This window comes from Hydrogenispora ethanolica (assembly GCF_004340685.1).
In the GTDB taxonomy this organism is placed as follows: domain Bacteria; phylum Bacillota; class UBA4882; order UBA8346; family UBA8346; genus Hydrogenispora; species Hydrogenispora ethanolica.
Window position 1 is genome coordinate 25,848 of the sequence record NZ_SLUN01000010.1, and the last position, 23,861, is coordinate 49,708.

19 protein-coding genes are annotated in these 23,861 nt (G+C 60.1%); 1 reads left to right on the top strand and 18 read right to left on the bottom strand.

Translation table 11 applies throughout. The features are described from left to right. Nucleotides 1-161 precede the first annotated feature (161 nt). The 3 genes from EDC14_RS09845 to EDC14_RS09855 form a co-directional block, all read right to left on the bottom strand. Nucleotides 162-1,718: a sensor histidine kinase gene (locus EDC14_RS09845; protein ID WP_132014120.1), complete on the bottom strand. Its 1,557-nt coding sequence runs from the start codon at nt 1,716-1,718 to the stop codon at nt 162-164. 426 nt (nt 1,719-2,144) lie between these two features. Next, complete coding sequence (locus tag EDC14_RS09850) at nt 2,145-3,011, bottom strand: helix-turn-helix transcriptional regulator (RefSeq protein ID WP_165907919.1); 867 nt, start codon at nt 3,009-3,011, stop codon at nt 2,145-2,147. 93 nt (nt 3,012-3,104) lie between these two features. Then, nucleotides 3,105-3,671: a cysteine hydrolase family protein gene (locus tag EDC14_RS09855; protein WP_132014122.1), complete on the bottom strand. Its 567-nt coding sequence runs from the start codon at nt 3,669-3,671 to the stop codon at nt 3,105-3,107. Between the two features lie 129 nt (nt 3,672-3,800). Between EDC14_RS09855 and EDC14_RS09860 the strand changes: the two genes are divergently transcribed. Continuing rightward, the gene (locus EDC14_RS09860; protein ID WP_132014123.1) at nt 3,801-4,214 is read left to right on the top strand and encodes an Lrp/AsnC family transcriptional regulator; all 414 of its coding nucleotides are present in this window, start codon (nt 3,801-3,803) and stop codon (nt 4,212-4,214) included. Between the two features lie 3 nt (nt 4,215-4,217). Here EDC14_RS09860 and EDC14_RS09865 read toward each other — a convergent pair whose 3' ends face one another. The 15 genes from EDC14_RS09865 to EDC14_RS09935 all read right to left on the bottom strand — a co-directional run bounded on the left by EDC14_RS09865 (nt 4,218) and on the right by EDC14_RS09935 (nt 23,827). Beyond that, nucleotides 4,218-5,477 (bottom strand): four-carbon acid sugar kinase family protein, encoded by a 1,260-nt coding sequence (locus tag EDC14_RS09865; RefSeq protein WP_132014124.1) that lies wholly within the window; start codon nt 5,475-5,477, stop codon nt 4,218-4,220. 3 nt (nt 5,478-5,480) lie between these two features. After that, nucleotides 5,481-6,518: a 4-hydroxythreonine-4-phosphate dehydrogenase PdxA gene (pdxA, locus tag EDC14_RS09870; protein WP_132014125.1), complete on the bottom strand. Its 1,038-nt coding sequence runs from the start codon at nt 6,516-6,518 to the stop codon at nt 5,481-5,483. Between the two features lie 6 nt (nt 6,519-6,524). Beyond that, nucleotides 6,525-7,670, bottom strand: a complete 1,146-nt coding sequence (locus EDC14_RS09875; protein WP_132014126.1) for an iron-containing alcohol dehydrogenase — start codon at nt 7,668-7,670, stop codon at nt 6,525-6,527. An 85-nt stretch (nt 7,671-7,755) separates the two neighbouring features. Then, nucleotides 7,756-8,646, bottom strand: coding sequence for a 4-hydroxy-tetrahydrodipicolinate synthase (gene dapA, locus EDC14_RS09880; protein WP_132014127.1), 891 nt, complete (start codon nt 8,644-8,646; stop codon nt 7,756-7,758). Between the two features lie 51 nt (nt 8,647-8,697). Next, nucleotides 8,698-10,272 carry an FAD-binding protein gene (locus tag EDC14_RS09885; RefSeq protein ID WP_132014128.1) on the bottom strand — a complete coding sequence of 525 codons (1,575 nt, stop codon included), beginning with the start codon at nt 10,270-10,272 and terminating at the stop codon, nt 8,698-8,700. A 51-nt stretch (nt 10,273-10,323) separates the two neighbouring features. Further along, nucleotides 10,324-11,157 carry a carbohydrate ABC transporter permease gene (locus EDC14_RS09890; RefSeq protein WP_132014129.1) on the bottom strand — a complete coding sequence of 278 codons (834 nt, stop codon included), beginning with the start codon at nt 11,155-11,157 and terminating at the stop codon, nt 10,324-10,326. Nucleotides 11,158-11,160: 3 nt separating this feature from the next. Continuing rightward, nucleotides 11,161-12,042 (bottom strand): carbohydrate ABC transporter permease, encoded by an 882-nt coding sequence (locus tag EDC14_RS09895; protein WP_132014130.1) that lies wholly within the window; start codon nt 12,040-12,042, stop codon nt 11,161-11,163. Nucleotides 12,043-12,160: 118 nt separating this feature from the next. Next, nucleotides 12,161-13,468: an ABC transporter substrate-binding protein gene (locus tag EDC14_RS09900; protein WP_132014131.1), complete on the bottom strand. Its 1,308-nt coding sequence runs from the start codon at nt 13,466-13,468 to the stop codon at nt 12,161-12,163. Nucleotides 13,469-13,699: 231 nt separating this feature from the next. After that, nucleotides 13,700-14,416 (bottom strand): GntR family transcriptional regulator, encoded by a 717-nt coding sequence (locus EDC14_RS09905; RefSeq protein ID WP_132014132.1) that lies wholly within the window; start codon nt 14,414-14,416, stop codon nt 13,700-13,702. 219 nt (nt 14,417-14,635) lie between these two features. Next, a complete protein-coding gene (locus tag EDC14_RS09910) occupies nt 14,636-15,865 on the bottom strand; it encodes a PucR family transcriptional regulator (RefSeq protein WP_132014133.1) in 1,230 nt (409 codons plus the stop codon). A 724-nt stretch (nt 15,866-16,589) separates the two neighbouring features. Further along, nucleotides 16,590-17,936 carry a 4-aminobutyrate--2-oxoglutarate transaminase gene (gene gabT / locus EDC14_RS09915; RefSeq protein WP_132014134.1) on the bottom strand — a complete coding sequence of 449 codons (1,347 nt, stop codon included), beginning with the start codon at nt 17,934-17,936 and terminating at the stop codon, nt 16,590-16,592. A 120-nt stretch (nt 17,937-18,056) separates the two neighbouring features. Further along, nucleotides 18,057-19,208 (bottom strand): iron-containing alcohol dehydrogenase, encoded by a 1,152-nt coding sequence (locus EDC14_RS09920; protein ID WP_132014135.1) that lies wholly within the window; start codon nt 19,206-19,208, stop codon nt 18,057-18,059. A gap of 690 nt (nt 19,209-19,898) precedes the next feature. Beyond that, nucleotides 19,899-21,287 (bottom strand): N-acyl-D-amino-acid deacylase family protein, encoded by a 1,389-nt coding sequence (locus EDC14_RS09925; protein WP_132014136.1) that lies wholly within the window; start codon nt 21,285-21,287, stop codon nt 19,899-19,901. A 9-nt stretch (nt 21,288-21,296) separates the two neighbouring features. Beyond that, nucleotides 21,297-22,385, bottom strand: coding sequence for a polyamine ABC transporter substrate-binding protein (locus tag EDC14_RS09930; RefSeq protein ID WP_132014137.1), 1,089 nt, complete (start codon nt 22,383-22,385; stop codon nt 21,297-21,299). A gap of 47 nt (nt 22,386-22,432) precedes the next feature. Continuing rightward, complete coding sequence (locus tag EDC14_RS09935) at nt 22,433-23,827, bottom strand: putrescine aminotransferase (protein WP_132014138.1); 1,395 nt, start codon at nt 23,825-23,827, stop codon at nt 22,433-22,435. Between the last annotated feature and the right edge of the window lie 34 nt (nt 23,828-23,861).

A 23,861-nucleotide genomic window follows, 5' to 3' on the forward strand; every position in this document is an offset into this window, starting at 1 on the left:
GCCTTTTATCAAGCTTGCGGCATATTCCCGTGTTTCATTTCCGTTTCATCCATTACGGAAGACTTAAATCGGTTTTAATTCCAAGTTAATTATGACACAGAATAAAAAAACGCCTAGGCGGAAATTTCCTAGGCGTTTTGAATGAAATGGCGACCGGTAAGTTACGCGATGTTGAGATTTTCTCGACAACGCAATATAACCTCAGCGGTGGTGCCGCCACCGGGCTTGCTGCGCAGATTGATGTAACCGCGATGCGCCTTGACGACGCGGTGGCAATAGGTCAGACCCAGTCCCCAGTTAGTCTTGGCCGGCTTGGTGGTGAAAAAGGGCCGGAATACCTTGTGCAGATTCTCCTTGGGGATCCCCGGCCCGTTATCGGTGATCCGGACGCAACCCCATTCATACTCGCGGCTGATCTCGATGACCAATTTTTGCGGCTCCCCGCCCTCCGGGCGGCCCGCCATGGCGTCCAGGGCGTTCTGGATCAAGTTTTCCAACACTTTGAGCAGATTCTCGTGGTCTCCCCACACCCATATCTTGCCATTGGCGTACCGTTTGGACAGAATAATGTCGTCCATGGCCTGGCAGCAATGGCAGTTATGCAGCGCCTGTTCAACCAGTTCCTGCAGGGACAGCCATTGCGGATTGACTTGCAGCCGTTTGGCCTGGGCATGCAGTTTATCCAGGCCGGTCAGGGCGTCCTGGCAAACATCCATGGCGGAGCGGATCTGGTGCCGCGCCTTGGCGACCGGCTCGCCCGCCACCCCTTCCAGTTGCAACTGGGCCATATTCATCGCCATCTGCGCCGCCAGAAACTGGTTCTTGAAAGAATGCAACGCCAGGCGGACCGCTTGATTGGCCAGATTGATCTGCTGTTCCAGCTGCCCCGCGCCGATCCGCCAAGTCCCCAGGAAGCCGTAGCGGAGGATCGCCAGGAGCACCATGCTCATGACGATCATCGTCGCCAGGGGGACGGCCTTCAGATAGACCGAATCGAAGACCGGGTATTTGGAGCCGGTCGGCAACAGTGAGGTGGCCATGGTATAGGCATTCAGAACCGTTCCCCGGCCCAGGCAGAAGAGGAGCAGGAAAAAGACGCTCAGGATGAAGCTGCCGATGCCCACACACAGTGCCTGGACCCGTTTCTGCACAATCGTCGAATGAAAAAAGACCGTCAGAATGCGTTGCACCGCCCAGACCAGGGTGAAGATCATAAGGGCCAACGCCACCAGGTCGATGAGGGATAGTTGCTGCTCCCAGCGGCCGCGGGCCGCCGGATCGTTCAATAGCATGGCTCCTCTCATATAGACCGCGTAAAGGTGTTCGGGATCGTAATTCCAGAAGAGAAACGCGTCCACCAGGCAGAACACCCCCAGGACGAAGGCGTCGCCAAAGCTCCAGCGTTCAAAGGAGTAAGAAAAGGCGAAACCCACCACAGCAACGATGAAGCCGATGGCGCTCCACAACCGGAAACGCATGAACTCATAGAGCGACAGATTCTCCAGCAAGCGCCAGGCCCAGTTGGGCTGGTCCAGGGGCAGGCTGAAGATCCCGTCCAGCTGGTAATTGCCGAAGCGGGGGATCAGTCCGGCCAATCCCAGAATGCAACACCCGAAGGTGAACAGGATCAGGCTCAGCCAGACCGCTTGATACCCGCGCAAGATGCGGCCGATGATAAACAGCGCAAAGATCAGGAAAATCATTGCAATGAAAAGCACGGCCGTTCCTCCTATAAAGAGCGGTGCCGGTAACCGATTTCGCAATTTACAGCCGGCGGCGGCGCAAGAGTCCAGCGCCCGCCGCCGCTTCTTTCTATCTGCAATGACATGAATCCTAAGATTCGAATCGGATCATTGCATATAGTATAATTGAAAAATTTTCCTTTGAAAAGATTGGATCTCGAAGAGCCGACGCCCGGATGCCGCCTCGAACTTTCGGGCGAGCGGCTCAGGCATGGGAAGGCGTCGTCGGCTCTCAGCCGCTTCCCAAACCACCTCCAGCGGACCGGTCTTCCCGGCGCGAATCCATATCACTGTCATTGTAATCAAAAATCTCCGGCGATGCTCGCCAGAGATTGCGATGGACTTCTCAAAAATTGCTTTTTCGAAGGAGAACGGGCCCATCCGTCCGCTCTTCCTTCCCGCTTATTCCGTTTCCAAAAACCGTTTCCGGTATTGGCTGGGAGAACATCCTTTGAGCTGTTTAAAGACCCGGTTGAAGCTTTGGATGCTGTCGAATCCCGATTGCAGCGCGATATCGATCACCGGCTCGGTGGTCGTTCCCAAGGAACGGGCGGCCCTGGCGATCCGGTAATGATGAAGGTACTGCAGAAACGTCATGCCGGTCGCATCTTTAAAAAACCGCGTGAAATGAAAGACGCTGAAGCCGGCGGCGGCGGCCGCTTCCGCCAGTTGGACGGGTTCGGCGTAATGGGCGGCGACAAACCGGAATACCAGCTCCAAACGTTCCAGCTGTTTCCAATGTTTATCGCTTTCCAGCCGGGAGTGACGCTCCAGGGGAACCCGCCGGATTAAACCGGTGTACAGATCACACAGCCGGGCCATCATCGCAATTTTGTAGCCGGCCTCCCGCGCGGTATATTCCCGGTCCAACGCCAGGATCTGCTCCTCCAAATCGCGATGGAGCGCCGCCGCTTCGCCAAAATCGAAGACGCCGGACGCCGGCCCCCGGATGAGCGGCACCTGCCAGCGGTATTCCTGAAACTCTGGCGAAATGCTCTCCAACATCGCCAGGTCGAAATGGATAATGATCTTGCGGATGGCGCCGGAGTGCGGCAGAAAGTAATGGACTTCGCCCTTGCCCGCCAGGAAGATGTCGCGGGAGCGCAGCGTGTAGATGCGGCTATTCAGGCCCATATCCACCATGCCTTCCAGGACATAGACGATCTCCAGCTCTTTGTGCCAGTGCGGCGGAAATTCGCTTTCGTCGTCGATGAACATGTTGAACGGAAATTGCTGATCCACCAAGTTCTTTTGTTGCGTCGCTTCCAAACGGTACCGCCCCATCGTTACGAATCGGAGCCCATAGGACCGGCACGGACCCGGACGCTCCCAAGTCCATTAAATCACAAATCCCGGCCGGTGTTAAGACTGAGGTTTCGCAGCGGCCAAACTCCCGATCCATTCGGTGGCCTTTAATACCTTGGCGAAGCGCGACGCCTGAGTCACCAGGATCGCCCGGTGCAGTTCCTCAGCGGTCACGCTGCCGGCCGAATTGGCGAAAGCCAGGGTCCCGGTGGCGTCAGCCAGGAATTCCACCCGGTAGCCCAGGTGAAAAGCCTGCCTGGACGCGGTATCGCAGCACATCTGGGTCATGTAGCCGCAGATCGTCACCGTGTCCGCCCCCTCGTCGCGCAGGATGGCTTCGAGGCCGGTTCCGGTAAAGCTGCCGGGCAGATGCTTCTCAATGCGGTAATTCACCGCTCTGGCCGCCAACTCCGGATGCAGCTCCCAGCCGGAGCTGCCTTTGCGGAAGGTGGCCGCCTGGGGATCCCTGGAAGTATGCTGTATGACGATCACCGGAATGTGGTTCGCCCGGGCCGCATCGACCGCTTGCAGAATATTGGCCAAACTTCCCTCGGGGTAGGTAACCAGCCGCTTTTCGCTAAAATACTCATTCTGGACATCGATCACCAACAAAGCGCGTTTCATCGACTGCTCGCTCCTTTTTCACTATTTTTCCGTTGGCTCCGGTGTTATACTTATTCTAACGGAAAAGGCGCTTGGACCGCCCAAGAATGCGGGAAGAAAGACTTGGCTGATGAAAGGATGGCCGGACCGATGCTTGATAAAACCGATCGGGAGATCATCGGGTGTCTGAAGGAAGATGCCAAGCTGCAGCTGCGGGAGATCGGCGAGCGGGTCCACCTGACCGGTCAGGCGGTGGCCAACCGGATCCAGCGGCTGGAGCGTCAGGGAATCATCAAGGGGTATACGGCGGTGCTGGACGAGAACAAGCTGGGGATGGGCATCACGGCATATATCACCGTCTTCATGAAGACCGCCGATCACCGCTCCTTGCAGCAATTCCTGCAAGCCAGCCCCGGCGTCAGCGAGGCCCACCGGATCAGCGGCGACGGCTGTTACCTGCTGAAAGCGGCGTTCGCTACGGAACAGGAGCTGAACCAGCTCCTCGATCAGCTCCTGCAATTCGGCAATTACCGGCTCAGTATCAGCATCGGGAAGATCAGATAATAGCTATTGGAAGATCCGGAGCGCCCGGGCCAGCGTCCCGGCGTCGCCGAACGAACCCGCCTTGGTGACGAGCGGCAGTCCCGCGAACGGGCCGCCCCGCAAACTGCCGAGGCAGACTCCGGGAGCAAGCTCGGCTCGGACCGCCAAGCCCCAGCCGTCCAGCGCCGCCACGGCGGCGGCCGCGATATCCCCGCCGCTCAGGTAGAACGCCTTGAATCGCCCGGTCTCCGCCAGCTTCCGGGCGACCGCTCCCAAGCCGGCGGCCAGCGCCGAGGCGTCCACCGCTCCCGGATCCAGCGCCGGGTCGGCATCCAGCCGGACCAGTACCCCCTTTTTGCCGGAAGCCAGCGCCTGCCCGGCCGCGGCGGCGATCCGCTCCGCCTCCGGCGGCCGCTTCCCGATGGCAGCGAGCGCAATCCGTTCCGCCTCGATCTCGGCCAGCCACGGCAGATCCGCCAGCGCCCGCTCCATCTGCAGCCGGGCGTTCCGGCTCTTGCTGCCGATTAGCGCCGCCACCGGTCCTACCAGATCCGCTTCAAAGGGAGTCGCCGGTGCCGGTCCGGGAAAGAGCCGGCGCGCCAGGGCCCCGGCCAATCCCGCCGTCCCGCAGGGCAGAATAGCGGCGGACGCCAGGCAGAGCCGGGCCAGCATATCGAGATGCTCCGCCCGGGTGGCGTCGGCCGCCACGATCCGGCAGCCGGCGGCGATCTGCTCATTCAAGGCCGCGGCCGCTCGCTCCGGTCCTCCATCGATCATGGCGAGCGGCAAGTAGCCCACCCGGTGGCGGCTGGCGGCAGCCAGCAAGGTGGGGAGGTGGGACTCCCGCACCGGCGTCACCGGGTCGGCCGCCATCTCCGTCTCATGCACCGGCACGCCGTTCAACAGCTGATAGCCGCCGGCGGTGATCCGCCCGTTCTCCGGCAGCGCCGGAGCCACCAGCGCCGTCCATCCCCTCCCCAATCCGTCCAACATCGCATCCAGCTCCGGACCGATATTGCCCCGCAGCGCCGAATCAATCTTCTTATAAAGCAGATCGCCGGCGGCCGGGCCCAACTGTTGCAGGGCGGCGCGAGTCAGCCGGTAAGCTTCCTCCCGGGGCACCCCCCGGGAATTGACGCTGAAGGCCACCGCCTGGCAGGAGTCCAGGCGCTCCTTGGGAAACAGCGGGTCGAAGAGCGTGAGCGACCGGGCCCCGGCCGCGGCGAAACGAACGATGCTGTCATTGGCCCCGGTAAAATCATCGGCGATGATCCAGACGGCCATCGTTTACGCTCCTTCGGCCAGCCCGGCCAGGCGGACCGCCAGGCGGATGGCATCGACCATGCTTTGGGCGCTGGCTGTACCCCGCCCCGCCTGGTCGAAAGCGGTGCCGTGATCCACCGAGGTCCGGATGATCGGCAGCCCCAGGGTGACATTGACCCCGGCGATGTTCATGCTTCCGCCGTCGCAGGTGAACCCGGCCAGTTTCAGCGGAATGTGTCCCTGATCGTGATACATGGCGATGGCGAAGTCGTAGATCCCGCTGCGCGCCTTGACGAAAACGGTGTCCGGCGGTACCGGCCCTTCCACCGCGATCCCCTCGGCGGCGGCCCGTTCGATGGCGGGGATGATCTCCCGCAGTTCCTCGTCGCCGAAGAGCCCGCCCTCGCCCGAGTGGGGATTCAATCCGGCCACGCCGATCCGGATCCGGGGCAATTTCAACTGTTGGCCGGCGGCGTAGGCCAGCTTGATCACCCGGTAAACCCGTTCCCGGGTGACCAGATCGCAGGCTTTCCGCAATGCCACATGGGTGGTGACGTGGACCACCCGGAATGAACCCTCTGCCAGCATCATGGCATAGTCGGCGGCGCCGGTGAGCCGGGCGAAGATCTCGGTATGGCCGCTGTAATGATGGCCGGCCTGATTGAGCGCGGCCTTATTGAGGGGCGCGGTCACTACCGCCGCCACCTTTTGCTCCAGCGCCAGCCCGATGGCTGATTCCAGATACTGATAGGCGGCCCGGCCGGCCAGAGGCGATATCTGACCGTAAGGAATCAAGGCCGGATCGGCATTCCCCAGATCCAACACTGTAATGCTCCCCGCCTCGGGCTCAACCCCGTCGAGCGCGGCCACGCTTTTGACGGGCATCGCCAGTCCGCAGACGGCTACTGCCTGCCGGATAAACCGGCTGTCCCCGATCACCAGGAGCCCGGCCGGAAGTTTGCCCGCCAGTTCCTGCAGCGCTTTCACGGTTACCTCGGCGCCGACCCCGGCCGGGTCGCCCATGGTCACGGCAATCCATTGTTGTTTCATCTGTTGTTTCATCTTCACTCACCCGTCCGTCGATTTTTTCGCCAGAAGCTTCCGGTAGAGGGCCAGCGCGTCGACTGCGGTTAACGGCCTGGGATTGTTGGCCAGCAGCCGTTCCTGCTTCATGGCCTCGGCAGCCAGCTCCGGCAGGCATTCCGCTTCGATGCCCACTTCGTCCAGGGTCTGCGGCACCGGCAAGGTATGGACATATTCGAAGGTCAAGTCCACGATGTCAGCGGCGCTCTCCAGCGGTTTCACGCTCTGGAGGTATGGCGCCAACGCCATCAGCCGCTCGGCGCAGGCCGGCAGATTGTACTCCAGGATCCAGGGCAGCAGCATGCCGTTGGCCACGCCGTGGGGCACGCCCCGCTTGCCCAGCGGGTAGGATAAGGCATGGACCGCCGTGGTGCCGGCGATGGTCAACGCCAAACCGCCCAGGAAGCTGCCCAACAGCATGGCGCCGCGAACTTCCAGGTCGGCGCCGTCCGCCACCGCCGCTTCGATATTCTCGCTCAGCAGTTTGATGCCATGATAGGAGTAAGCCAGACTGAATGGATTGGCATGGACCGAGAGCGCGGACTCGACGCAGTGGCAGAGCGCGTCCATTCCGGTGCTGGCGGTGATGGCCGCCGGCAATGACAACGTCAGCTCGGCATCGAGCACCACCCAATCGGGGATCAGTTCCTTGCTGATTACCGCTTTTTTGACGCCGTCGGCGCTGTCCTTGACGATACTGTTGGGCGTCGCCTCCGATCCCGTCCCGGCGGTGGTGGGGATCAGCCCCATCCGGGTGCGGCGCGGGCCGAGCAGGTCTTTGCCGAAGACCTCGGCCACGGTTTCACGGGAGCCATGTAAAGCCGCCACCACTTTGGCCGTGTCCAGCGCGCTGCCGCCGCCGAGTCCGATCACCAGATCGTAACGGCTGCGGCGGCTGAATTCCAGCGCCGCATCCACCATCGCCGAGGTCGGCTCGCCGCTCAGTTCCCCGTAGATATCGGCTTTGGGAAACAGCCGGGTGATTTTGGCGATATTTTCGGTATGTAACAAGCCCCGGTCGGTGATGATCAAGACCTTCCCGGCTTCCCGATCCCACTCCAGCCGCGCCAGGGCGCCGGCACCGACCATCACTTGGGCCGGAAAGGCATTATTGATAAGATAAAAATCCATGGTCTGTTCTCCTTTGCCACGTCAATCGGACGGACCGGCATTCCGGGCCGGCCGCCGGCCTGATGCAGGGGGAACCCTGCACCGACTATCGCACCCCTTGATAATATTGCTCCAAGGTCCTGCGGATCTCCGCCTCCGCCTTCGCGCTCAACCCCGAAAACGGCCTCCGGCAGGGGCCCACCGGATAACCCAGCAGGTTGGCGGCTTTTTTGACCACCGTGTTGGGATTGCCCAATTTCAGACAGTCCCGGATCGGCCGGATCGAATCCTGAACCTGCTTCGCCCCAGCGAAATCCCCTTGCCGCCACAACTCATAGATCCGGGCCATGGTCGCCGGGAACAGATTGGCGATCCCCGAGATTCCTCCCGTCCCGCCCGCCTGGAGGGTCCAGAGGATCAGCGAGTCATTGCCCGAAAGCACCGCGAACCGGCCGGGAGCGGTGGACTCCAGGTAGCGCAGGATATTGTCGAAATTGCCGCTGCTGTCCTTCACCCCGACGATGTTGGGGAGCTCCGCCAGCCTGGCCACGGTGGTGTAATCAATGGCGTTGCCGGTCCGGGCCGGGATGTTGTACAGCACGATCGGCAACCCCACCGCCTCAGCCACGCTTTTAAAATGTTCATACAACTCATCCTGGGAGAGCGCCGCGAAATACGGCGTGATCACCGACAGGGCGTCCACGCCCAGGGCCGCGGCCTTCCGGGACAGCTCGATCGTCTCGCCGGTCCCGACGCAGCCGGTTCCGGCATACACCGGCAGCCTGCCCCGGTTCTCCGCCACCACGATCCGGATGACCGCCAGTTTCTCGTCCCGGCTCAGGATATAGCTTTCGCCGTTGGTGCCCAGACAGAACAGGCCGTGGACTCCAGCGGCGATCTGCCGGTTCACTTGTGCCCGCAACTCGGCTTCGTTGATGGTTTCATCCTCGTTCAGCGGCGTAACCAACGCCGCAATGATGCCTTCCGGTTTGAACATGTCTTTCTCCACCTTCCGGTTCCAAAGATTTCTCCGAAAAAACGGCCCGTTTCAAGCCCGGGCAATAGTCCGCCATTGGTCGACGCCGTCCGCCGTCCGGCGCAATTCGATGGAACACTGCCAGTCTTTACTCGGGGACGGATAATCGCTGCGGCAATGCGAGCCGCGGGATTCGCAGCGCAGCCTGGCGCCGCGGACCATCAGCCAAGCGGCTAAGACGCTCTGGCGCGCCAGGGTATCGGGCTTCGCTTCCAGAAGCTTCAGGATGTCCCGCAGCTGCCGCTCGCCCTCGGCCAGCCGGCTGCCATGGCGCTCCGCGCCGAGGACCTCGCCGACGATCTGACGCACTTGCGGAATGAGCTGACGCCGGAGTTCGGGACGATGCTGGAAGGCTGGCGCCGGTCCGCCGCAAGCCTTGTGATGAGGCGGGAAATCCCTCCGCAGCACGCCTTCGGCTCCCAAGATCCCCGAGGCCAAAGCCTGGCTGGCGGCGTTCCCGGCCATCCGGCAAGCGCCATGCATGCCGCCCATGGCCTCGCCCACCGCGAACAGGCCGGCCACGGACGTCTGATAGTCGGAATCCACCCTCAGGCCACCGGAATGACTGTGGGCCATCGGACCTACCTCCAGCAAATCCCGGGCCGGATTCAGGCCGGCCTGGACGATCCGGTTGTAAAACCAGGGATACCCTTGCAGCACCGTCGTCGGAATATGCCGCAGATCAACGTAGACTCCGCCGTGGGGCGATCCCTTGCCGGCGGCCAGCTCTTTCCGGATCGCCTGGTTGATCAGAGATTTCGGGCTGCCCGCCTCTCCCTGGGGTCGCTGTTGCAACAGGAAGCGTTCGCCCGCATGGTTCAGCAAATGGGCTCCCTCTCCCAGCATCGCGGTGGGGCAGGGTTCGCCCCTGGCCGCGGCCGGCCAGTAAAGGACCATCGGCTCGAACTCCAGAAACTCCAGGTCGATGAGCCCGGCACCCGCTTCATAGGCCATCGCCAGCCCCCGACCGTCGATGTCCCCCGGATAGGTGGACTCGGGAAAAAGATTTCCGCAGCCGCCCCAGGCGGCGATGACTGCCGGAGCGTACAACTCGCGGCAATGCGAGCCGGCTTCATCAGTCACGGCAATTCCGTAAACCGAACCATCTGCCACCAGCAGCTGAACGCAGCGGGTTTGCGAATAAAAAGTCACGCCGGCCGCGGCGAGAGCCGCGCCCAGCTTGGCGACGATCTGCTCACCCAATAAACCCGAGGTTTGACAGAGCGAGCGCGGATAGCGGGAACCGGAGGCATGCCTCCGGCGCGGTTGCCCGTCCTCCGTGGCAAACTCAACCCCCCAACGCATCAACAGGTCGACGCCGCGGAGCACGGCTTGGCACATCTCCTCCACTAGCAGCCGGTCATTGATCTCATAGCCCGCCGCCAACATATCCCGGGCGTGTTGGGCGACAGTATCGCCCCACGGGTTGGGAGCGACCACCGCGTTCATGGCCGCTACATACGGACTCCCGCCCACCCCCAGACTCACCACGGCGATCCTCTTCTCGCCCTCTTCCACCAAGCGGGCGGCAGCGCTCAGCCCGGCCAGGCCCGAGCCGACAATGATAATCCGATAGGGTTGTTCCAAAATCAAGTCCCCCTTTGGTCGAGAATTGTTCAGGCTTCCGCGCCGGTTCAATTAACCTTTAATTGCGCCGGCTCCGTAACCTTTGATTAATGAACGCTGCGTCACCAGGAAAATAACGACCGCCGGAATGCTCACAATGATGCTGCCGCTCAAAATATACTCCCAATACACATCGAAAGATGTTACGAAGCTTTCCAGGCCCACCGGGAAGGTGCGTTTGGCGTCGCTATTGATGAATACCAGGGCAAACAGGTATTCGTTCCAGACATACGTAAAGGTAAAAACGATTACCGCGATGATCCCCGGGATTAACATCGGCAACGCGACGTGAAACAGCGCCCTGACCCTGCCGCAGCCATCAATAAAAGCCGACTCCTCCAATTCGATGGGGAGCGTTTCAAAGAATGAGCATAGGACCCAGATACAATACGGAAGGCACAATGCCACGTAAGCCAGGACCAGGCCCGAGAGCTTATCGGTGAGTTTCAGTTGGACCGCGATCAGATATAAGGGGATCACCAGCAGTATCGATGGCAACATATACGCGAACAGCGAGAAGACCGAGAACAGTTTGCGCCCCCGGTACTGAAACCGGGTCAAGCTGTATGCGGCCGATACTCCGACCACCGTGCTGATAACGATCGCGCCGATGGAGATCCAGATGCTATTCATCAGGAAGCGGACAAACTCCGTTTCACGGAAGACGCTGAAATAATTCTCCAATGTCCAACGCTTCGGGAGAAAAGTCGGGGGAATGGCGAAAAACTCGACTTTGGGCCGGAGCGAAGAGAGGAGCATCCAGATGATCGGACCGATCGAGAAAAGCACTAGGCCAATCACAAGCAAATAAAATACGGCTCTGCCCAATCTTTTTGAAGCATTCATGCGCTAGACCCTCCCTTTCGACGCCTGGCTGGTCGTTCGGATATAAATCAGAATAAATGCCAGTACAATAAGGAATTGGATGATCGCGTTCGCCGAGCCCCTTCCAAGCTGCATTCCTTCAAACGCATAGCTGTAAGCCTGGACCGGCAGCGTAAGCGTGCTGGTGCCGGGGCCACCTTTGGTCAAAAGCAGGATAATATCCACTTTATTGAACATAAACAGGCTGCGCAGCAGAATCACCACCGCGAGCACGCCTTTGATCTCCGGGAGCGTTATGTACCAGAATTTCTTCCAGGAATTTGCCCCGTCGATACTGGCGGCCTCGTAGAGTTCCTGCTGGATGGTTTGCAACCGGGACAACACGTTAATGGTTACAAAGGGGAAATAACGCCAGATTCCGATAAAAACGATCGAGGCCATGGCCAGCGAGGAAGTGCCCAGCCAACTGATGGGTTTTTCGATGACGTGCAAGGACATCAGCAAATAATTGACGAAGCCGTATTGCTCATTCAGCAGCCATTTCCACATCAAGGTCACGGCGACTGTCGGCATAAAAAAAGGCAACATCACAAAGGCCCTGGCTAAGCCGCGTCCTTTGAAATCGGCGTGCAGAATGAGCGCGGCCGCCACTCCGATCACGACTTGCCCGGCGATCGTGGTGACCGTCCAAATGAGACTCAACTTAAACGCTTGCCAAAAACCCGGATCATACAGTATTTTCAGATAGTTTTGAAAACCGACATACACTCCCTGAGTCTCATAGATCAGTTGCCGGTAAAAGCTCAACGTGAACGAATTTACCAAGGGATACACGATCAGAATTGCCATGAAAATTATAGCCGGTACCAAAAATGCGATCCCGATGAGATGATCCTTTTTATACACCGCATCCACCCCATTATCGGGATCGGGCGTGAAAACGCCCGATCCCTGTTTCCAAGTTTTGATTCGCTAGCTATCGGAGCATTGATCCGATGCCGCGATATCCTTTCAAACATCAAACTTATTTGATGCCGAACATCTCCCGCCAGGCCTCACCCGTGGCGGTGAGCGCCTGCTTGGCGGATGACTCTCCGGATATAAAGCGGTTCATCTCCCGCGAGAAGGTCGGATCGGCGGTAGCCCGGCCCACATAGGGATCGACGATGCCCGGATGCCGGAAAAGAAAATCGGTGCCGTATTTAAAGGAATAATCCATGGATTCTTTCACCAGGTCCTTCCATTTGGCAATCGCCGGATCCGCAAAATAATCGGGGTTTTTCAACCAGCCATTGCGCACCGGCAAGCTATGCCCGGGGGCGGAACCGACCAGGAAGGCCAAGTACTGTTTGTCCTGCATGTAGAAGGTCACGAATTCCTTGGCGGCTTTCACATTTTTGGAAGTTTTAAAGATGATGAAATTGTTGATCGCAGTATGGGTAAGCGGTTTTTTGCTCTCGTTCCCCGGACCGTAGGGAACCGGTACGATCCCGACTTTGGGAGCGAGTCCCGGATTGTAGCGGTCGATATTGAGCAGCATCCGCCCCGGATAAAGGGCCATGGCCGCCACGCCGTTGGCAAAATTGACGGAGACGTCCTTATACGTGGTATTGGCCACGCCCGGCGGCGAGAATTCCTTCAGCTTGCCCAAGAACTCCAACGCCTCAACGGCTTTGGGGGAATCGATCGCCACCCGCAGTTTGGAATCGAACAATTCGGCGCCGTTGGCCCACAATAAACAGGCAAAGTCATAGCTGACTTCCGGAGGAGCTCCGGTGACCGAGATGCCATACTGATCGATCTTGCCGTCATTGTTGGTATCCACGGTCAACGCTTTCGCCGCTTTCAGCCATTGATCGAAAGTGGTCGGGGGCTTGATTCCGGCCGCTGTGAAAAGGTCTTTCCGATAATACAGCAACCGGACTTCCTGCGCGGCCGGGATGTCATAGATCCGGCCCTTGCTGTTGACGGTCACGAATTTGCGGGGAATATCGCCCAATTTCTTAAACACGTCGTCCATCGTCACCAGCTGACCCTGATCCACCAGGGGCGGCACAAACTTGGGCGAACTGTAGGCCAGATCCGGGGCAGTTCCGGCCCGCAACATCGCCGACAACTTCGGCAGGACATCATTCAAATTGGCGTGGGTCAATTTGACTTTTACGCCCGGATGGCTTTTTTCAAAAGCAGCGATGATGCTATTGTCTACCTTAATGGAACTGGGATCGGTCTCCGGCGACAAAAAGGTGATGACCGCCGGAGCGGCGAAAGTCTGCGCGGTCAAGAGCAGCACCAGCGTCAGCAGACCCAACAGCGACATTTTTTTCAACATGTTTTTCCCTCCCTCGAATTGCTACCTCTTTTTTTACAACCCCTTGACTGATGGCTCCTCTTCCATCGCCCCCTTTATCAAAAGTTTCTTCTAATGGGTTTGGGTTTGTACTGTCGTAACAATTTGAACTTCATTATAAATTGTCGACAATCAACAAGCATATTGCAAAAAAAATAACGGTAAACCGGGAGCGCTGTCTTTGACGGGCGGTCTTTAGGCCGGAAGGCTATTTCAAAGCCGGGATTCGTCCGGCTCCTTTTCGGGGTTCTCTTTTTCTTCATCCCCGGCCAGATATTCCAATAACAGGTTTCCCGAGGTAATGATGTGGGCGCGGATCGTCTGCTCGGCCGCTTCGGGATTCCGCTCCCGAAAGGCGTCCAAGATCGGCTGATGGGCATTCATTTCCCGATTCAGCTGCGAATGGGCCACGAGGTTCCATTTCGACATGATCATGTATAAACGGGTCTGGACCCGCACTCCCTCCAACATCTTGATTAATTGGGCATGATCGCAGCGATGGCAGATCAAGTCATGGAAAGCCAGGTCCGATTCGATGAAGGCCAAGGCGTCGTTTTTCAAGGTCGCTTCGCCCATTTTGAAATTGAGCAGATACAACTGATTCAAGTCGGCCTCGGTCAGCCATTCGGTGGCGAGGCGGGCGGCCAGCCCTTCCAGGCAGCTGCGGAGGAGATAGACTTCTTGAACATTCTTGGGATTCAAGGGGGCGATATAAGCGCCCTTGCGCGGCAGAAACTTGATGATATCCTGCGCCACCAGCTCGCGGATGGCCTCGCGGACCGGAGCCCGGCTGATCTGCATCTGCTCGGCGATATGCTGTTCGATGATACGGTCGCCGGGCTTCAACGAGCCGGAAACGATGGCGTTAATGATCGCGTTGATCACTTCAATATGCAATAAATTGCTTTTCGGGGGATTGAAAACGGTCATCTGAAAAACTCCCAATATAAAATTGTCGACAATCTACATATTCATTTCGAGCCGCTTCTCAAAATTCCTGCCGGTTACAAAAATTTTGTTAAAAAACGTTACCATCCGACTCCCAGGGGCTAAAGCACGGAATGACATCAAAAAAGAGCGTCACGCCCGGCCAAACAAAAAGCCCCGGAACGGTTGCTCCCGGAGCCTTTATTTCAGCTTCTTCCAGTCCTATGGCATAATCTGCGCCAATAACTTCCGGATCTTCAGGGCCAATTGCAGATTGAAACAATCTTCGGCGCTGCTCATGCTGAATCCGGAAATGCTCTCGATCTTCTGCAGCCGGTAGGCCAGGGTGTTGCGATGGATGAACAGCCGGCGGGCGGCGGTGATCTGGTTCCCTTGTTCCTCCAGGAAGACCTCCAGCGTCCCCAGCAGGTCGGTGCCGTTCAGCCGGTCGTACTGGACCAGCTCCCCCAGCATCTCCCGGAAAATGCTCTCCAGCTCCGGGCGGTTGTCATAGCCCAGCAAGATCCGGTAGATGCCCAAATTCTGATAGAAGCGGGTCGAATTCTTGGCCCGGTCCCGCTTGGCCACTTGCAACGCCTGCTCCGCCTGATGCAGGCTTTTTTTCATCTCTTTCAGCTCGCGGTAGCAGTTGCCAATCCCCACGCTCACGGTGAGTCCCAGCCGCTCGGCCACGCCCTTCCGGATCTGGTCGACCAGTTTTTTTACGATGTTGTCATCGTCCACCGGAGCGGGCAGCAAAATGATGATCGAATCGCTGCGCGGCATGGATAGGGCTTTCAGGTTGTAACGGGCCAGGGCGTTCTGGACCACCTTTTGAAACCGCTGTTTCAGCTCGATGACTTCCTTCTCTCCCCCCAGCGCCCGGCTCTTGAGGAAGCTCTCAAAATCGTCGATATCGGCGATCAGCACCCGGTGCGGTTCGGCCAGATTATAGCCGTACAGCGCGGTGATCTGCCGGAAATTGTCGGAGGAATCGAAATGGCTGAAGAGGATGTTCTCCAGCAGGTTATGGAGCGACCGTTCTTCCATCTCCTTCATAATGATGGCGCTGCAGATCTCATGAGTGACCTCGACCAGCTTGACCTCCCACGGCAATTCGAAGAGGGGGATCTTCAGCTCGTCGGCTGCGTTCGCGGCCGCCGCGGCGATGCTCTTGACATACGGCCCGGTGAAGACGACCAGGCCGGCGATGTTTTTCGCCGCCACGCTCCGGATCAGCTCCGGCAGCAGTTGCGCGTCCTCTTTCAGGCCGATCCCGGTCAGAAAGAGCAATTCGCCGCCGTTGAGCCAGGTCGATACCTGCAAGGTATCCTCCAAAACCTCGACGGCATAGACCCAACGCACATTGCGGTCCAAACCGTCCGCCCCGGCCACCAGGCGGATCTTTTGCAGGGAGGGGAGATTGATGATATCGCCACAACGAACAGCCATTGGTTTTCCTCTCAGGTTGCGGGATTTCCGTGATAATTTATGTTGAAGGCCGATGGGAGGCTATTCCTGCCTCCCACACCCTCCAGGACCAAAGAGTGTAGTGGGACACCCTTTGGATTCCGCCCAGTTGGATTCAGCTTTTCCATTCATGGGGCCTCATCTTTAGGGCGTCCTGCCCCTGAGAACCGAGGTTCCAAGCCCTCCTCATTCATCCGGGGTTCTAGCATGCCGTCGCCATCCATGACACTCTGACTGGCAACCAACTGTAGGCTCCCGATGACGACCGCAGTTTTTCATCCTCGAAATATGCGCCGTCCGCCTTCTTACCTGAAAGCAGGGGTTTACGAAAGTTATGATTTTGATCCTAAATTGAGTTTAGCAGCACAAACTCACGAATAGCACCCGTCTCCATGGAGGGAGACGGGTGCCGCTTCTTTTCCCGGAGGAAAAACAGCGGTCGCCCCGCGGAGGGGACATCGAAAGCCAAGACCCGGTTGCCAGACAGAAGGCCAGGGATGGCGAAGACGATGACTCGGATGCATAAAGGGAGGTCTGGAAGCCGTAGGTTCCAGCGCCTTTTTGGTTACTTTTGGGGCGCTCCAAAAGTAACCCGCCGCCGGAACCGTGGGCATACAGAAAAAACCTTCTTAAACTCCATAAAGTTCTACCAGGATTCAATCTTTGATCGTAATTTCAAACATTTGATCTTTAACTTCCACATCAATCACTCCACGCACTGCCCGATCGCCTCTTCCAAAATATCCATCGCCAGCTCCACCTGTTCCGCGGTGGCCACCAGCGGCGGCAGGAAGCGGATGACGTTGCCGAGCATGCCGGCGCCGAGCAGGATCAGCCCGCGTTGCAGCGCCAGTCCGATCACCTTTTTGACGATGGCCGCGTCCGGTTCCTTGGTGCGGCGGTCTTTGACGAATTCCACGGCGCGCATCGCGCCCAGGCCCCGGACGTCGCCGATGACGCTGTAACGTTCCTTCATCCGTTCCAGCCGGTCCGCCATGACCGCACCGATCCGGGCCGCCTTGGCCGCTAGATCCTCTTTCTGAATGAACCGGATCACTTCCAGGGCGGCGACGCAGCCCAACGGGCTGCCGCCATAGGTCCCGCCGATCTCGCCCGGATCCGGCGCATCCATGATCTCGGCCTTTCCGACCACCGCGCTGATGGGCACGCCGGCGCCCAGCGACTTGGAGAGGGTCATCAGATCCGGCTCGATATCATAGTATTCGGAGGCGAAGAGCTTGCCGGTCCGGGCGAAGCCGGTCTGGATCTCATCCACCACGAAGACGATCCCGTACTCGCGGCAGAGCGACTGGACAGCCGGGAGAAACTCCGGTGGGGCGACGATGAAGCCGCCTTCGCCCTGGAGCGGCTCGGCGATGAGCGCCGCGATGTTGTCCGAGGCCAGCTCGGTTTTTAACAGATGGCGCAACTTTTCCACGCAGGCCATGCCGCACTGGGGATAACCCGTCCCCGCGCTACAGCGGTAACAGTAGGGGGAAGGGATCTTAAACGTCTCCGGGCAAAAGGGCCCGAAGCGGTTCTTATAGGGTTTGACCTTGCTGGTGAGGGTCATGGTCATGTAGGTCCGGCCGTGGAAAGCGTTCTCCAGCGAGAGGATCCCGGTCTTCCCGGTATAACGGCGGGCGATCTTCACCGCGTTCTCGACGGCCTCGGCGCCGCTGTTGGCGAACATCGCCTTTTTGGGGAACGCGCCCGGAGTCAGGCCGGCCAGCCGCTCGGCCAGGGCCACATACGGTTCGTACATCGCCACATGAAAACAGGGATGGAGATACCGCTCGGCCTGCGCCCGGATGGCTGCGACCACTCCCGGGTGGCAGTGGCCGACATTCTGCACGCCGATGGCGGCGGCGAAATCGATGAAGACATTGCCGTCCACATCCTTGAGCAACGCGCCGTCGGCTTCGGCCACGAACACTCCGGTACTGTTGCTGACGCCCCGGGCCACGAAATCCCCCCGTCTGGCCGCCAGCTCCCGCGACTTCGGACCCGGCAACTGGGGCGTCACGATCTGGGCGAGTTTTTCATTGATCATCAGTTATGCACCTTCAATATGCGAATTTATTCGGACCGGCCGCGCGATCACGGGCCGGTCCCAACCCAATTTCATTCCTGCGAAGCCGAAGCCTTCCGCCAGTTCCCCGGGGACCCGGCATCACAGACACTTCAAATAGAGCGCCTTGATCTCCTCCCTGCCGGCGGCCCTGGGATTGTTGCCCAAGGCATAGGCCATGGTGCGCAGGCTGTTTTCAGAGAGCCATTCCACCTGTTCCCAGGTGACCCCCAGGTCGCGGAGGCGCGGCGTGAGCCGCAGCCGTTCCAATAGCCGCCGGACCGCGTCGACGCTCAGGGCCGCGGCCGCGGCGTCGGTCCTGCCGGCGGTGTCTTCGCCCAGGGCCGCGGCGATGGCCTTGAACTTTCCGGCCGCCGCCTCCAGGCTGAACTCCATGAAGGGAATCAGCATGGCGGCCAGCCCCTGGCCGTGAGTCACGTCCAGCAGGCCGCTGACCGGATGCTCCAGCCCGTGCAGCAGCGCCACGCCGGCGCAATCGATGACCATGCCGCCCAGGGTGTTGGCCAGGGCCACCTTCTCCCAGGCCGCGACATCGCCAGGGTCCTCATAGACGGCCGGCAGGTTCCGGCCGATCAGTGCGATGGCTTGCAGGGCCATGGCGTCGCTAATGGGTTGGGAACGCCGGCCGATGAAGCCCTCCATGGCGTGGCAGAGCACATCGATACCGGTGGCGGCGATCAGCGCCGGCGAGAGCGTGGTCAGGAGTTCCGGATCGATGATCGACGCTTTGGGGTAAATGAAAGGCGACTTCAGTGACTTTTTGTCCTTGGTCGCCGGATTGGTGAAGACCGCCAGGCTGTCGCCTTCGCTGCCCGTGCCCGCCGTGGTGGTGACCGCGACGATGGGCAGCGCGCCCGCGCCGGGCTTGCCGAAGATATATTCGCTGATGTCGCCGGGATTGACCGCGGCGAAGGCGATCCCCTTGGCCGTATCCAGGGCGCTGCCGCCGCCCAGCCCGATAACGACGTCGCAAGCCTCGGCCCGGGCCAGTTCCGCTCCGGCATGCACCGTGGTGGTCAGCGGGTTGGGTTCCACCCGGTCGAAGACCACGGTCGCCAGCCCGGTCCCCTCCAGCAACGCCAGGCTCCTGTCCAACAAGCCGGTGGCCCGGGCGCTGTGCTTGCCGGTGACGAGCAATGCCTTCCGGCCGTATCCGGCGGCGATCTCGCCCAGCCGTTCCAACTTGGCGCGGCCGAAGATCAGCCGCACCGGCAGATGATATTCAAAGTCCATCCAGTGAACACTCCTAACCGATAGCTGTCGCCGGCGTTTCCGGTCGAATGGAAAGCCGCGACGGATTTTATCTCTCCCAACAATCTCCCTTCCCTGCGGAGCATGGCGGCGACCGCTCAAAGGATTCCCCCGCCAGGGCTTTGAAGTGTGAAATTCCAAATTCCAGGCCGGAAACCGTTGCTTCGGAAGCCGCCGTATCTCGGAACTGCTCCATCCCGCCGGTTTCACTCCTTCGTCCTTCATCCCGGCCCACCTAATATATTAGTAAATTCCCTCTCATGTAAGGTATGGTCTTTCGTCCAACTCGGATCTTCTTCATCCTTGTTAGGATGAAAGCCATCCTTGTAAGGGATGCCGCGATCCTTTTATCGGATCTTTCGATCCTTGTAAGGGATGTCATGATCCGTGTTAGGGATGGTTTTCATCCTTGTAAGGGATCCGCTGATCCTTTCAGAGGATCTTCGGATCCTTTCTTCCCGAAAGATCATCCTAGATACCCGGAGGCTTCGGGAACCATCCCCAAGGTTCCGGGATAGGGGACCGAAGCTTCGGGATGCTTCCCCAAGGTTCCGGGAAAGAGGACGAATCCTTCGGGAAGCCTCGACAAGCCTTGCGGATGCTTCCCCAAACCTTGGGGAAGCATCCCCGGTTTCCATCCCGGCGAATCGGGCCGATCCCCTCCGGCATCATTCAGACCCAATGCCAAACCTGGTTCGCGGCGCGGACCGCCCGGCCCGGCAGGGCCGTCTCCCGGACCGCGCCTTCCTCGGCCACCACCACGCCATTCACGATGACCGCCCGGATGCCCGCGGGGGCGGCGTCGGGCTGCCCGAAGCCGGGATAGCCTGCCCGGTCGGCGATAGTCTCCGGGTCGAAGATGACCAGGTCGGCGTCGGCGCCGACCCGCAGCCGGCCCTTGTTCTTCAGGCCGAGCCGTTCGGCCGGGAGCAGCGTGCAGCGGCGGACCGCCTCCAGCAGGGACAGCGTTCCGGTCTCCCGGACCGCCTTCTGGAAAAAGCGCGGAAAGGTTCCCACATCCTGGGGATGGCCGTTACCCGGCCCGGGGCGCCCCACCGCGCCGTCGCTGGAAACCATCACGTACTCCGGCAGCAAGGCCTCATAGACCTCGGCCTCCCGGCCCGCGAAGGCCACCACCACGTCCCGGCCGCGGCCGGCCCGTAACTCCCGGTAGATCGCCTCGGTCAACGGCTTCCCGGCGTAGGGGCCGGTGGCCGCGTACAAGTCCTGATAGCCGCAGCCCCATTTGGCCACGCAGCCTTCGTCAAAGACCGCGCTGCCGATATAGGTGGCGAAAGCGTGGTACATCCCGCTGTCGGCGGTCACGTCCCGGCCCCCGGCCACCGCCGCGTCGAGCATCCCGACCGCCTCGGTCATCATTCCCATGCCCAGCTGGTACGCGAGATGGGAGATCTGCAGCGCGGCTCCGGTCCGCTCGTTGAGTCGCAGCGCTTCCCGGAGCGCGTCGAGCCCGGCCCAGCCGTCGGTGCGCAGGTGGATGGCGACCAGTTTGCCGTGGCGGGCCGCCAATTGGCTCAGGGCCAGCACCTCCTCCCAGGAGGAGCCCGGCGCGTATTCCAGGCCGAAGGAGATTCCGGCCGCCCCGGCCGCCAGCGCCTTTTCGGCCAGCGCCAGCATGGTCCGGATCTGCTCCGGCGTGGCCGGCCGCCGGGGATTGCGGGCCCCCGCCGCCTCGCGCAAGGCGAAGGAGTGCCCGACCAGCATCGCCTGGTGAATCGGGAAGCCCCGCCGGTCGAGCCCGGCGAAGCAGTCTTCCAGATCCAGCGGCCCCATGCCGCAGTTGCCGCCCACCGTGGTGGTCACGCCCTGCCCGGCCATGCGCCGGGCCGAGTAGGGATGGCCGTCCACATGGGCGTGGATGTCGATGAATCCGGGACAGACCGCCCGCAGCCCGGCGTCGATCTCCCGCTCCCCCGCCAGCTCGGCGCGGGTCAGGGCGGCGATCCGCCCGTTTTGGACGCCGAGATTGCCGACCGTGACCCGGCGGCGCTCGGGGTCGATCAACGTCCCGTTCCGGATCACCAGCTCAAAATCGCTCATGGCGACCGCTCAGTTCTGCTTGATCTCCGACCAGATCTGGTCGTAGACCCGGGTGGCGGCGCCCACGTCCTTCAGGTACTCGCCCTTGTCCAGCTCCGCCTGGGGCGGATTGGCGGCGACATCCTCCCGGTACGTCTTATCCACATACTTCATGGCCGCCTGGTTGGGATTGGTATACGGCAGTTCCTTGGAGATCATCGCGCTCGTCTGCGGGTCCAGCAGGAAGTTGACGAACAGCTCCGCCTCTTTCTTATGGGGCGAACCCTTCGGAATGAAGAAATTGTCCTGCCACAGGTACATTCCTTCGGCCGGGAAGACGATCTGGATGTTCTTATTCTCCCGTTTGGCCAGCGACGCCTCGGCGCTCCAGATCATGCCCACCGCGGCCTCGCCGTTGATGAGCAGCGTCTTGGGGCTGTCGCTGTCATAGGCCTTGATATTGGGGAGCACCTTGACCAGCTCGGCCTGGGCTTGCTTCAACCGTTTGGGATCGGTCTCGTTCAGCGAGTAGCCCAGCTTCTTGAGGGCCATGCCGATGATCGCCCGCTGGTCGTCCAGAACCACCAGCGCATCTTTGAGCCGGGGATCCCAGAGGTCCTTATAGCTCTTGATCGGCCATTTGACCTTGGCGGTATTGACGGCGATCAGCGCGGTGCCGCACATGTAGGGCACGGTGTACTTGTTCCTGGGATCGAAGAAAAGGTTCTTGCGCAGCGGCGCGATATTGGCGAAATTGGGAATATTCTTGAGGTTGATCGGCTGCAGCAGCAGGTTCTTCTGCTTCAGCATGATCTGGATCATGTAATCGCTGGCCACCGCCAGATCGTACTGGGAGGCGCCGCCGGCCTGAATCTTGGCCAGCATCTCCTCGTTCGACGAAAAAGTGCTGTAATTGACCTTGATGCCGTACTTCTGCTTGAATTTATCCAGCACCGACTGGGGCATGTAGTTGGACCAGTTGAAAAAGTTCAGTTCCTTGGCCGCGGCATGGGCCGTTCCGGTCCGGTAGCCGGCGGAGAAAACTCCCACCGCCAGCAGCATCCCCGCCAACAGGGCCCCCCAGACCCGCCGTCTGGTCTTCATTGCGCATTCGCTCATCTCGATCCCTCCATTAAAATAATTTGAAGTGTATTTTCGGACAGATGCTAAACCGTCAGATTCGCCAGTACCTTGGCCAGCGTCTCGCAGACCCGGTCGCACTGTTCCCGGGTGATGGTCAGGGGCGGTTCGATCCGGATGGTCTTGGCGTTGATCAGCGTCCCCGCCACCAGCACGCCGTTGTCGAAGAGTCCCTTGGAGGCGTCGTAGCCGATCTGGTCGTCCACGAATTCGACGCCGATCAACAAGCCTTTGCCCCGTACCTCCAGGACCTTGTCGGGATAGGGCTTCACCACTTCCTTCAGGTTGGCCAGCAGGTAGGCGCCGGTCTCCAGCGCCCGTTCCGGCAGCTTCTCCTCGATCAGCACGTTGATGGTGGCGATCGCCGCCGCGCAGGCCAGCGGATTGCCGCCAAAAGTCGTGGTATGCAGGAACGGATTCTCAAACAAACAGGAGAAGACCTCCTCGGTGGCGATGGTGGCGCCCGCCGGCATCACCCCGCCCCCGAACGCTTTGGCCAGGCAGAGGATGTCCGGCACGACTCCGTAATGTTCGCAGCAGAACATCTTGCCGGTCCGGCCCATTCCGGTCTGGACCTCGTCCAGGATCAGCAGCGCCCCGAAGCGGTTGCACAGGTCGCGCAGCTCGGCCAGGTAATTGTCGGGCGGCAGGATCACGCCGCCTTCGCCCTGGATCGGCTCGACCAGCACCGCCGCCACATCGTCGCCGGTCATGGCGCAGGCTTGCATGGTCTTGTACATCATGTCGATATCGCCGAACATCACATGGCGGAAGTTGGGAATGAACGGCATGAACGGCTTGCGGAAGGCGCCCTTGGCGGTGCCGGAGAGCGAGCCCAGACTCTTGCCGTGAAAGGCCCGGGTGGCGGCGATGAAGGTCTGCTTGCCGCGCCGGTTCTGATAGGCCTTGGCCAGCTTCAATCCGGCTTCCACCGATTCGGTGCCGCTGTTGGTGAAGAAACTGTATTTCAGATCGCCGGGGGTCAGATCGGCCAAGATTTTGGCGAGGATCGCCCGCAACGGGTCGAGCAGGTCCTGGCTGTGCAGGGGCTGCCGCTCCATCTGGGCCTTGACCGCCCGGAGCACCTTGGGATGGCTGTGGCCCACATTGTAGATGCCGAACCCGCCCAGACAGTCGATATACTCCTTGCCGCCGATATCCGTGAAGCAGCTGGGTCCGGAGTCTTTCCACTCCACCGCCGCGTATTGGCCGCCCTTGGTCACCGATTTCCGGTACTCCAGGAAACCGGGGTTGACATGCTCCCGGAACCCGTCCACCGTCTGGCGGGTGATCCACGCGCCGATCTCCGGCGTGACCTCCTTGCGTTCGATAATCTCCAGCACCTTGGCGGTATACTCTTGAATCTCGCGATAATCGGTACTGCTGCTCAAACTATCCCATCCTTTCCAATTTGAAACCATTGCGGTAGCCCGCGGAAAAAGCTACGCTTCCTTC